Here is a 10,960-nt window from a genome sequence, read left to right as displayed (position 1 = left end):
CACTTGCACGACACTGTGTGCTCCCGCACGACTCCAACGCATATGTTGGCTTTTACACATCCGACGGCCAACGATTCGATTGATAGATGACTCGACGAAGCCGGTCGCGATTCGTAGGCCGACACGACATCAACGCCCAGCTCAGCGATTGGCTTTATCTCCTCGCACCACCGCCGCACGGGCTGTGCGTGTTGGAGGGATTTGCCCACGGCCATTGTGTGATTGCGGATAGTCACGTGACTGTCGCGTCCGGAAGTTGGCACCAAGAGGTCCATGACCTGCTTGGCCTGCCGGTAGGGCATTGTGGCGCCGAGTTCAGCATGCAGCCATCGCAGCTCGCCTGTGCTTGCTCCTTAACGTAATTCTTAAGCGGCGACACATACCTGGATCTGTCTGTACCACAATTGCATGCTTTCCATCGATCGCGGCAGTAGAAGACCTTTCCCAGCGTGGTCTTCAGTTCGGCGGAATGTCCGTCGTGCACACGGCGGAGCGCGCCGCAAGCCTTACAAGCTCGCTGCGACGCGCAGTAGCGATCGATCTGCTCCACGACAAATTCTTGCTGGACGCAATTGACTAACGACTTGCCTTCCGCAAGGGACAAGCCGACGTCGCCGGAGGCCCCGCAGTCGGCTCGATGGAACCGCATCAACTCAACCCGTTTGACCGCTGTGGCATGGCCATCATCGAACTCGAGAACGATCGTGCATCGCATGTCGGCTCCCCGTCTCTTTGATATCGAGACGATACTCTGATGCAGGGCGGCATCCCAGGGTTTTTAACGGCTTCCCTCAACAGCAACGGCGCTATCCGGCGCGTGCACTTCCTGATGCCAATGACCGCTTCGATCCTGTCGAACAACCGCGTGCACGCGCCTTTTGGCGCGGCGGGCGGTGGCGCGGGCGCACTTGGTAACAACTACATCGAGCGCGCGGACGGAACCCGGGAAGGGTCGGCGCACATCGGCAGGGCGACATGGTGCCCGACGACGTCTTCGTGATCGAGACCCCCGGAGGGGGAGGGTACGGCCGCGAATGAGCCCATTCTGGGTGGCTCATTATCCTCTTGAGGGCAGACTGCTCTCAGCCGCGCTTTGGCAAGCTCTCCAGCAGTGGCGGATCAACGGCAGGGGCCCGGCGCGGGCTGCGTTCCCGGCGCAATCATGTCGATGAAGTCCTGCATGTAGCTGCGCACGTACTGGTCGGCCCGCAGGCTAACCGCCGCCATCGACGGCGGAAAGAGGTCGCCGGTGTCGATCACCGCGAGGTCGGTGTCGCGCCGGGGCTCTACCGCCATCTGCTGCAGCACGGCCACACCCAGGCCGGCGGCCACGTAGGCCTTGATCACGTTGGCGTCGGTCGCCCTGACCACCACGCGCGGCGCCAGTCCCCGGCGCTCGAACTCCCGCGTTACCATCCATCCCGAATTGAAGTGCTCGTCGTAGGTCACGAGCGGATAGCGTGCGATGTCCTCGATCGTCACGCGTGCCAGCTTCAGCAGCGGATGCCGCCGCGGTACGATCAGGCAGCGCGGGATGGCATAGGCTTCGAGCGTGACGATGCCTTCCGGCGTCGCGTCCGGCAGCGTCGAGATGCCGAGGTCAACCGCGTTTTCGCTCACCCACTGCATGATCTGCGCGGGGTGTCCCTGCAGCAGTTCCAGGTCTATTGCCGGATATGCCGCGCTGAAGCGGCGGATGGCGTCGAGCAGCCCGTAGCGTGCATGGATGTGCGTGGTGCCCACGCGCAGCGTGCCGCTGCCACCCGCGAGGCCCGCGCTGGCCAGCCCCGACAGCGAGCGCGTGTCGTTGAGCACGCGCCGCGACAGCGCCGCGGCCTCCTGGCCGGCGTCGGTCAGTCCCACCAGCCGGTTGCCCCGGCGCACGAACAGTTCCACGCCGATCTCGCCTTCGAGCGAGCGGATCAGCTTGCTCACGGCGGGCTGGGTGGTGTGCAGCGCGTCAGCCGCGCGAGACACGCTGAGCTGGCTGGCGATGACGGCTTGCAGGCAGCGGAGTTGCTGGAGGGTCATGATCGTCGCGTCGGTTGGATCATGCCATTTTGGCAATGATTGTCTACAAACATGTCATTTTACAGAAAGAAGCCGACGGCCGAGAATGGCTGCCATCCCCTCAGGAACGAAAGGCTTCGCGATGACTTGCAGTGTGTTCGACCAAGCCCTCCAGCAGCACATGTGGAGCACCGACGAGATGCGTGGTGTGTTCTCGGAGGAGAGCCGTGTGCAGAAGTGGTTCGATTTCGAGGCCGCGCTGGCCGCTGCGCAGGCTGAACTGGGCATCATTCCTGCCGAGGCCGCTGCCGAGATTGGCGTGAAGGCGCGGGTGGCGGACATCGACCTGCTGGCGCTGGCCGCCGAAACGCGCCGGGTGAAGCACCCGCTGGTGCCGGCGGTGCGCGCGCTCCAGCAGCGCTGCGCCGGAGGGCTGGGCGAGTTCGTGCACTTCGGCCCGACCTCGCAGGACGTCTACGACACCGGAATGATGCTCCAGGTGCGGCAGGCCCACGCCATCCTGATGCGCGACCTGGCGGCCGTTGGGCGCGAACTGTACCGCCTGGCGGACGAACACAAGCACACGCCGATGGCCGGGCGCACCCACGCTGTGCAGGCGCTGCCGATCACGTTCGGCCACAAGTGCGCGATCTGGCTGTCCGAACTGGGCCGCCACCATGAGCGCATGCAGGGGCTGGAGCAGCGTACCTTTGTCGGCCAGATGGTGGGTGCCGTCGGCACGCAGGCGTCGTTCGGGGCGCAGGCCGGCGAGCTGGAGCAGCGCGTGATGGAGCGGCTCGGGCTTGGCGTGGCACCGATCAGCTGGCAGCCTGCGCGCGACCGCCTGGGCGAGTATGTCAGCGTGCTGGGCCTCGTCGGCGCCACGCTGGGCAAGATCGCCAACGCCATCATGAACCTCGAGGGCGACGAGGTGGGCGAGCTCGCCGAGCCGTTCAGCGACGGCAAGGTAGGCTCCTCCACCATGCCACACAAGCGCAACCCGGCCGTGGTGGAGACAGTGGTGACGCTCAGCCGCGCCATCCGCTACAGCGTGGCGATGATGCACGACGCGCAGATGGCCGAGCACGAGCGCGACGTGGCCGCGGTGCGTATGGAGTGGAAGGCCGTGCCCGAGGCCTGCATGATGGCCGCGGCCATGCTGCAGATGATGCAGTACGCGCTGTCCGGCTTGACGGTGAACGCCGCGCGCATGCGCGCCAACCTCGATTTGCTGGGCGGCTTCCTGATGTCCGAGCGTGTGATGTTTGCGCTCGGCGGGAAGGTCGGCAAGCAGACCGCGCACGAGCTGGTCTATGCCGCCGCCATGCAGGGCATGGAAAGCGGTATCACGTTCGAGCAGGCGCTGTCCCACGATCCCGCAATCCGCGCGGCCATCGAGCCAGCCGAGCTCAAGGCGCTGCTCGACCCGGCCACCTACGTGGGGCTGGCCCCGCAGATCGTGGAGCGTTTCCTGGGCCAGGCGCGGGAGAGCGGATGGCCCGGCTGAAGGCGCGCCGGCCTGCACAGGCCCTGCCCGGCGCGAGACATCACAGGACATCACAAGACAACACAGGAGACACACCATGAACCGAATTGCCGAGAGATTGCGACGGCTGGGCGCGCTGGCGCTGCTGTGCGCGGGCGCCATGATCGCCACCCATGCGGGCCATGCACAGGCTGACACCTACCCGAACCATCCGGTGCGCGTGGTCGTGCCCTATCCCGTGGGTGGCGGCGGGGACACCGTCGCCCGGCCACTGACGCTGTACATGTCGGAGCGCATGGGCCAGCGTATCATCGTCGACAATCACGGCGGCGCCAACGGCAATATCGGCATGGAGATGGTCGCCAAGGCACCGCCCGACGGCTACACGCTGGCGCTCGCGCTGACCTCTCAGCTGGCAGTCAACCAGAGCCTGTACCGCAAACTGCCGTACGACCCGGTCAAGGATTTCGAGCCCGTCTCGCTGCTGGCCTCGGCGCCGTACTTCCTCGTCGTGCATCCTTCGGTGCCGGCCACGACCCTGGCCGAGTTCATCAAGCTGGTCAAGGCGAATCCCGGCAAGTACACCTACGGCTCGTCGGGCAACGGCAGCGGCCCGCACCTGTCAATGGAGTTGCTGAAGTCCATGGCCGGGCTCGATCTCGTGCACGTGCCGTTCAAGGGCACCGGGCCCGCCATGCCCGCGCTGCTGGCGGGGCAGGTCAGCGCCATGTTCGCCAGCTATGGCGTGGCGTCGCAGCAGATCAAGGCCGGCAAGTTGCGCGTGCTGGCGGTGTCCACCGCGCAGCGCGCGGCCTCCATGCCCAATGTGCCCACCATCGCCGAGGCCGGCGTGCCCGGCTACGAGTCCAACGTGTGGTACGCGCTGCTGGCGCCGCGCGGCACGCCGCGCCCGATCGTCGCCAAGCTCAGCGGCGAAATCGCGGAGCTGATCAAGAGCTCGGACCTGCGCAAGCGCTTCATGTTCGACGGCATCGTCCCGGTGGGGTCGACGCCCGAGGCACTCGGCGCCTATATCCAGTCCGAGAGCGTCAAGTGGTCCGCCATCGTCAAGCGCTCGGGCGCCACGATTGACTGAGCGAGGCCAGCACTCCCATCCCAGCCACACCCACAGGAAACCCACAATGAAGATCGAACGCGTAGAGGCCATCGCCGTGCGCATCCCGCTGAGCAAGGTGTTCTCCGGCAGCTCGTACCAGGTCGACAGCCGCGCCACTGTGATCACCCGCCTGCACACCAGCTCGGGCCTGGTCAGCGAGGTCTACAACGGCGACCCGCGCGAGCACGGCCCCGAGATCGCCCGCATGATCGAGCAGGACATGGCGCCGCTGCTGATCGGCGAATCCATCCACGCGTGCGAGCGCATCTGGGAAAAGCTGTTCCGGCTGACGATCCGGGCGGCAGACCGGGCGCTGGTCATGAACGCCATCGCCTGTGTCGATGCGGCGGTGTGGGACCTGGCGGGCAAGGCGCTCGGCGTCAATGTGTGCCGCCTGATGGGCGGCTACCGGCAGGAGATCCCGATCATCGCCATTGCCGGCTATTACCTCCCGGGCAAGACTGCGTCCGACCTGGCCGGCGAGATGGCCTGGCTGCGGTCGGTGGGTATGGCCGGCTGCAAGGTGAAGGTGGGTGGCCTGTCGCCCGAGGAGGATGCCGAGCGCGTGAAGTATGCGCGCGAAGGCGGCGGCGCGGACTTCATGCTGGCAGTGGATGCCAACCGCGGCTGGAGCGTGGCGGAGGCGACGCGCTTCGCGCGGCTGGTGGAGCCATACGACATTGCGTGGTTCGAGGAGCCCTGCCACTGGCACGATGATGCGCGCGACATGGCCGCGGTGCGCCAGGCCACCTCGATCCCCATCAACGCGGGGCAGAGCGAGGTCAGCGCGGCGGGCGTGCGCCGGCTGCTCGACGCGGGCGCGGTGGACATCGTCAACTTCGATGCGTCCGAAGGCGGCGGCCTCACCGAATGGCGCCGCGCTGCGGCGGCCTGTGCGCTAGCCGGCGTGCGCATGGCGCACCATGAAGAGCCGCAGATCGCTTCGCACATGCTGGGCGCCGTGCCGCACGGGATCTGCGTGGAGTGCTTCCCGGACCCCGACCGCGACCCGATCTTCCCCGGCATGTGGGCCAACCCGCCGCGGATTAAGGACGGCATCCTGTCGATCCCGCAGGGCCCCGGGTTCGGCATCGAGCTGGACTGGGACATGGTGAAGCGGTACCGGCTGAACTAGGGGGATCTCCGGGGCCGCCGGGCCCCGGCACTGCCCCACCTCGGTTGCTGCCCCGGCTTCCTCGCTTCCCCTTCATGGGGTAGTCGAATGGAAGGGACTTTGGGTCGGCCGGAAGAGCACCCTTACCTTCCACGTATGCGGCCATCGGTTCCGTGCTTTAGCGACAACACATGGACGATTTTCAGGTGAAAACTTGGACCGCGAACCATTGGCCTCATCCTCTGCAAGAGCAAGAACGGGCTGATCGTGGAATATGCGCTGCGTGAGTCAGCGAAGCCAAGCGATACAATTTGCAGTAATTGGCCATGCCGTTCGGACAGGGCGGTGGCTGCGCTAGAATGACCCGCGACAGAACGACAATAACGAGGGTCGAGCGGTGACGTCGCGGACACACTACACCACATTGGGCCTTGCCAAAACTGCCTCTGCGGCAGAGATCAAGGCCGCCTATCGGCGAATGGCGATGCAGTGGCATCCGGATCGCAACCCGAAAAGCCAGTCCGAAGCCACCGCCCGCTTCAAAGAAATCAAGCACGCCTACGAAACACTGAGCAACGAACGGAAGCGTGAAGCCTATGACGACTCGCTGAACGAGACTAGATTCGGGCCTGGCGCGGGATCGTTTGGTTTCGGCGCCGGCGCAAGCCAGTCTTCGGGAAGGGCGAAGCCGGCCGGATTCGGTTCCTACTGGCATCGCTCCCCGCCGCCTGTACGCGGCGAGGATATTGAGTGCAAGGCATCGATCTCCGTCGAGACGGCGGTCAACGGGGGAACGATCGAGGTAAAGGTTCCATACGTCGGTCCGTGCGATGCCTGCGGCGGTACGGGATGGGCGCGGGCCGCGTCGCGCTGTAAGGCGTGCGCTGGCGAAGGATGCTCTAAGTGCGACTATACGGGTAGGACAAACGTCTGCGCTACATGCAAGGGGAGTGGTCACGCGAAAGCGGAACGGAAGATTGCGACGGAGGTTCGTGGTGGAATCGTCGATGGCATGATGATTCGCATCGTCGGTGGTGGCACACCCGGGGGAAATGGCGGGGCCGATGGCGACGCACTGTGCAGGATCAAGGTGCTGAAGGCTGGAAGCTACAAACTTCAGGGCCTCGACCTGATGGGGGAAGTAAAGGTGGATTTTGCAACTGCCGCGATCGGCGGGAAGGTGCACGTCGACGTGTTCGGGAAGTCCTACACCGTCGAGGTGCCGCCCATGACGCGCGCGGGGAAGATCCTCCGGCTGTTAGGGAAGGGCCTGCGACACGCTGTCAACCATGACACGGGCGATCTGCGGCTCAGGGTCGTGATCGACCTGCCGAAGGGACGGCTCAGCGAGGCGCAAAAGCAGGTGCTCAAAAGCATGTTTGCGGACGGCATGAGTTTACACGACTGACCGCGCCGATGCCGCACCGGTGGCAGGGGCATCCGCGGCCGGCTCGCGGGTCTGCCAGTTTGAGCTCGAACCCAGTGAACGGCAGCCCCCATGACGCCCACGCTACAGCGAATGCGCGGCGCAGGTGCCGGCGGCTAGTCGATGCGGGCGCCGCTCGCCTTGACGATCGGCCGCCACGCCTGGTACTCGGCCACCACGAACTTGCCGAATGATTCCGGCGTGTATTGCATTGGCTCCGCGCCTTGCAGCAGGAGTTTCTTGCGCATAGTGGGGCTGTTGACAGCGTCGGTCACGGCCTTGTTCATCCTTGCAACCACCTCCGGCGGCGTGCCCTTGGGCGCAAACAGGCCAAACCAGGCACCCGTCACCAGGTTCTTGACGCCCGCTTCGGCCATGGTCGGGGTGTCCGGCAGCGCCTCGGCGCGCTTGGCGCTGGTGACGGCCAGCGGGCGCAGTTGCCCGGCGCGAATATGGCTCATCACCGAGGGGATCGTCGCGAACATGAACTGCACGCGCCCGGCCAGCAGGTCGTTCAAGGCATCCGCGCCCTTGTAGGGCACGTGCACGGCGTTGGCGCCGGTGCGTTCGTTGAGCAGCGCGCCCGACAAATGCGCGGCGGTCCCGACGCCGGTGGAGGCAAAGTTCAGCTCGCCGGGATTCGCTTTTGCGTAGGCCACCAACTGGGCGACATCGTTGGCGGGCACGCCAGGATGCACCACCAGCACGTTCGGCACATCGGCGATTGGCGCCACCGGCGCCAGTGCCGTCTGCGGATTGACCTTGAGATTGGGATAGAGCGTGGGATTGATGGCGATCGGGCCGACCGAGGTGGCAAGCAGCGTGTAGCCGTCCGGCGCGCTCTTGGCCACGAACTCTGTGCCGATATTGCCGCCCGCGCCGGGCCGGTTTTCCACGATCACCGTCTGCTTCAGGCTCTGGCCGAGCTGGTTGGCCACTTCGCGCGCGAGGATATCGGTGGTGCCGCCTGCGGAAAAGGAAACTACGACGCGAATGGGTTTGGTCGGGTAGGGCTCGGCATTGGCGCCGGTGCTTGTACCGGCGCCGGCAAGCAATAGCAGCGCGGCGGCGGTCAGCCGCTTTGGCAGGGTCATGTCTCACTCCACGGATTGAGGTGGTTTCAGGCCGCGCTGCTTTGGCGCGTGCCCACTATAGACATGGTACGAAGCTGGTCCCGCCCAGCGTTGATCAAATAGAAACGCTGCCTTCTTTCATCATGATGGCGCGACTAGCGTGCGCGCTGGTAATGACGCTCCATCGTCGCGCACTGGGCCAGGTAGTCCAGCAGCCTGGCAGTGCCGGCTGGCAGCGACTGCCGGTCGCGCACGCACACATAGAAATTGCGCTCGGCCCACGCATCAGTCAGCGTCAGCAGGCTGAGCCCCATCATCGACAGGTAGTTCTTGGCGATGCCCTCCGGCACCACCGCGATGCCCAGCCCCTCGCGCACCATCCGGCAGCGCGCCTCGAAATTCGATACCTGCGTCTTCACCGTCAGCGGCCGCGAGATGGTGCTGCTCACCAGTTGCAGGAAGGCCTCGAAGGTATAGCGCGGGAAATATCCCAGGAAGTCGTAATCCAGCGCCTCTTCCAGTTGCAGCGAACCCTTGGCTTCCAGTGGATGGCCGCGTGGCACCACCAGTCCCACCCGGTCCGAGCGGTAGGGTAGAGAGAACACGCCGGGGCTGGGTGCTTCGGCGTGATAGATGCCGATGTCGGCATCGCCGTTAGAAACCATGCGCGGGATGTCGAAACTTAACGCTTCGATCAGGTCGATGCGGCTGTCGGGCGCGCTCTGCAGGAAGCCGCTGATATCGGTAGGCAGGAACTGCAGGATCGTGGACGGGTTTGCCGCCAGGCGAGTCTTGGCGATGCCGTCCGTCGAATAGGTGGCCAGCGCCTCTTCGGCCAGCTTGATGCTGCGGACGATGGCCCTGGCGCGCTGGTAGAGCATGGCGCCGGCCGGCGTGGGCTCCACGCCGCGCCCGTGGCGCACCAGCAGGGCGGTACCGACCTGGCGCTCCAGTTCCGAGATGCGCTTGCTGGCCGCCGAGGTGACCAGGTTCTCGCGTTCGGCCGCGCGGGAAAGGCTTTTTTCCTCGACGGCGGCGATCAGGACTTCCAGGGAGGCGATATCCATGCGGGTGTCTTGCTGATGTGCGGATGGCGTGGCGCGAGAAAGCGACGAGGCAGGAGTGCCATGCTATGCATCTTCGCTGCCAACGTCAAACGGGATTTTCCCGGCCGCGACAGGTGGCTCGCTAGATGCGCCGGCAGCAGTGCTTGACGCGCCCGCGCGTGGGCCACTTCGCCACCGTGCTCGGGAGCTTTCACCAAATTTCAAAGCTTGCCTGCCGGCGCTCCCTAACATGGGGTCAAGGCGGCAAGGCAATACCGATCAAGCCGCCATCAAGCCGTATGACGACAAGGAGCACTGCATGGTGATCGATGAACTAGCCGAATACGTCGGCGCGGAGGGACGGCGGGCGCTGTCGCCCGAGGTCCTCCACTATGGCAAGCGCGCCGTGATCGACTGGTTTGCCGCGCTGTTCCCGGGCACGCGCATGTCGCCCGGCACGAACCTCGTGCAGGCACACCGCGCCGAACTGGGCGTAGGTGACGCCACCGTGGTCGCGCACGGCACCACCGCGTTCCCAGCCACGGCGGCCTGGATCAATGGCAGCGCGTCGCATGCTGCCGAGTTCGACGATATCTTCCGCGACGCTGTCTACCATCCAGGCTGCCCAACGATCTCTGCCGCGCTGGCGCTGGCCGAAGACCGCGACGTGAGCGGCGAGGCCTTCCTGCGGGCCGTGGTGGCGGGCTATGAGGTCTCCACCCGCATCGGCGCCGCCATCCAGCCCGCGCACTATCGCTATTTCCATACCACCGGCACCGTGGGCTGCTTCGGCAGCGCGGCAGCCAGCGCCTTGCTGCTGTCGCCGGGCAATGGGCGCGTCGCCGCCGATGCGCTGGCCACCTCCGCCACGTTCGCCTCGGGCCTGCAGCAGGCCTTCCGCTCGGATGCGATGACCAAGGCGCTGCACGCGGGACATGCCGCCATGGTGGGCGTGCAGGCGGCGCAGGCTGCCGCGGTGGGCGTCAACGGCGTGCACGACATCCTGGAAGGCGCGGCCGGCTTCGGCGCGGCGATGTGCGGCAGTCCCGGCTGGTCGGATGTGGCCAAGGGCCTGGGCGCGAACTACAACATCCTTAGCATCACCCAGAAGAACCACGGATGCTGCGGCCACACCTTTGCGGCCATCGATGCGGCGATTGAACTGGTGCGCGGGCATGGCATCGACGCCGCCGGGATCGAGGCAGTCACGGTGTGGACTTATCAGACTGCCATCGACGTCACCGGCAATGCCGTACCGGGCACCGCCTTCGAAGCCCGCTTCAGCCTGCCCTACGTCATCGCGCACGGCATCCTGCACGACGCGGTCCGGCTTGACGCCTTCTCCGGCGAACGCCTGCGCGACCCGCAGATCCGGCAATTGATGAAGCGCGTCACCCTGCACGCGGATCCGGAGCTGACCGCGGCGTTCCCCCGCCAACGCGCGGCGCGGGTGGAAATCCTGCTGAAGGACGGCACCCGCCACACGCTGTTCGCGCCTTACCGCAAGGGCGACCCGGAGTCGCCGCTGGACGACGCCACGCTGAGCGACAAGTTCATGGAGCTGGCGGCGCCGGTGATCGGCAGCGACACGGCCGAGGGACTGCTCGCCGCGCTGTGGCAGCTCGAGACCGGCAGCGTTCGCGGGCTGCGGCTCGCGGGTCTTGGCGTGGCATGAGAGGGGAGGAAAG

Annotated in this window: 8 protein-coding genes and 2 pseudogenes; 6 read left to right on the top strand and 4 right to left on the bottom strand. The window is 65.9% G+C overall.

Annotated features, from left to right (window positions below; genetic code table 11):
• Positions 1-125: 125 nt before the first annotated feature.
• Positions 126-715 (bottom strand): annotated as a pseudogene (locus tag AC1DT6_RS28230) (ISKra4-like element ISBusp5 family transposase); the annotation flags it as partial.
• An 84-nt stretch (positions 716-799) separates the two neighbouring features.
• Here AC1DT6_RS28230 and AC1DT6_RS28225 point away from each other — a divergent pair.
• Positions 800-1,038 (top strand): annotated as a pseudogene (locus AC1DT6_RS28225) (hydantoinase B/oxoprolinase family protein); the annotation flags it as partial.
• 81 nt (positions 1,039-1,119) lie between these two features.
• Here the strand turns inward: AC1DT6_RS28225 and AC1DT6_RS28220 are convergent.
• Entirely contained in the window at positions 1,120-2,031 is a 912-nt protein-coding gene (locus AC1DT6_RS28220) for a LysR substrate-binding domain-containing protein (protein ID WP_441632994.1), read from the bottom strand.
• A gap of 121 nt (positions 2,032-2,152) precedes the next feature.
• Here AC1DT6_RS28220 and purB point away from each other — a divergent pair, with 121 nt between their 5' ends.
• The 4 genes from purB to AC1DT6_RS28200 all read left to right on the top strand — a co-directional run bounded on the left by purB (position 2,153) and on the right by AC1DT6_RS28200 (position 7,135).
• On the top strand, positions 2,153-3,517 hold the full coding sequence (gene purB, locus AC1DT6_RS28215) for an adenylosuccinate lyase (protein ID WP_441632996.1): 1,365 nt from the start codon (positions 2,153-2,155) through the stop codon (positions 3,515-3,517).
• 76 nt (positions 3,518-3,593) lie between these two features.
• A complete protein-coding gene (locus AC1DT6_RS28210) occupies positions 3,594-4,592 on the top strand; it encodes a Bug family tripartite tricarboxylate transporter substrate binding protein (protein WP_441632998.1) in 999 nt (332 codons plus the stop codon).
• Between the two features lie 46 nt (positions 4,593-4,638).
• Positions 4,639-5,748 carry a mandelate racemase/muconate lactonizing enzyme family protein gene (locus AC1DT6_RS28205; RefSeq protein ID WP_441633000.1) on the top strand — a complete coding sequence of 370 codons (1,110 nt, stop codon included), beginning with the start codon at positions 4,639-4,641 and terminating at the stop codon, positions 5,746-5,748.
• 376 nt (positions 5,749-6,124) lie between these two features.
• Complete coding sequence (locus AC1DT6_RS28200; protein WP_441633002.1) at positions 6,125-7,135, top strand: DnaJ C-terminal domain-containing protein; 1,011 nt, start codon at positions 6,125-6,127, stop codon at positions 7,133-7,135.
• A gap of 134 nt (positions 7,136-7,269) precedes the next feature.
• On the opposite strand, the gene AC1DT6_RS28195 is transcribed toward AC1DT6_RS28200, so the two are convergent.
• Positions 7,270-8,247, bottom strand: coding sequence for a Bug family tripartite tricarboxylate transporter substrate binding protein (locus AC1DT6_RS28195; protein ID WP_441633004.1), 978 nt, complete (start codon positions 8,245-8,247; stop codon positions 7,270-7,272).
• Between the two features lie 134 nt (positions 8,248-8,381).
• Positions 8,382-9,293 (bottom strand): LysR family transcriptional regulator, encoded by a 912-nt coding sequence (locus tag AC1DT6_RS28190; protein WP_441633006.1) that lies wholly within the window; start codon positions 9,291-9,293, stop codon positions 8,382-8,384.
• 298 nt (positions 9,294-9,591) lie between these two features.
• Here AC1DT6_RS28190 and AC1DT6_RS28185 point away from each other — a divergent pair, with 298 nt between their 5' ends.
• Entirely contained in the window at positions 9,592-10,947 is a 1,356-nt protein-coding gene (locus AC1DT6_RS28185) for an MmgE/PrpD family protein (RefSeq protein ID WP_441633008.1), read from the top strand.
• Positions 10,948-10,960: the final 13 nt, after the last annotated feature.

This window comes from Cupriavidus sp. 01L45 (genome assembly GCF_056399885.1).
This window is presented reverse-complemented; position numbering and strand designations above follow the sequence as displayed.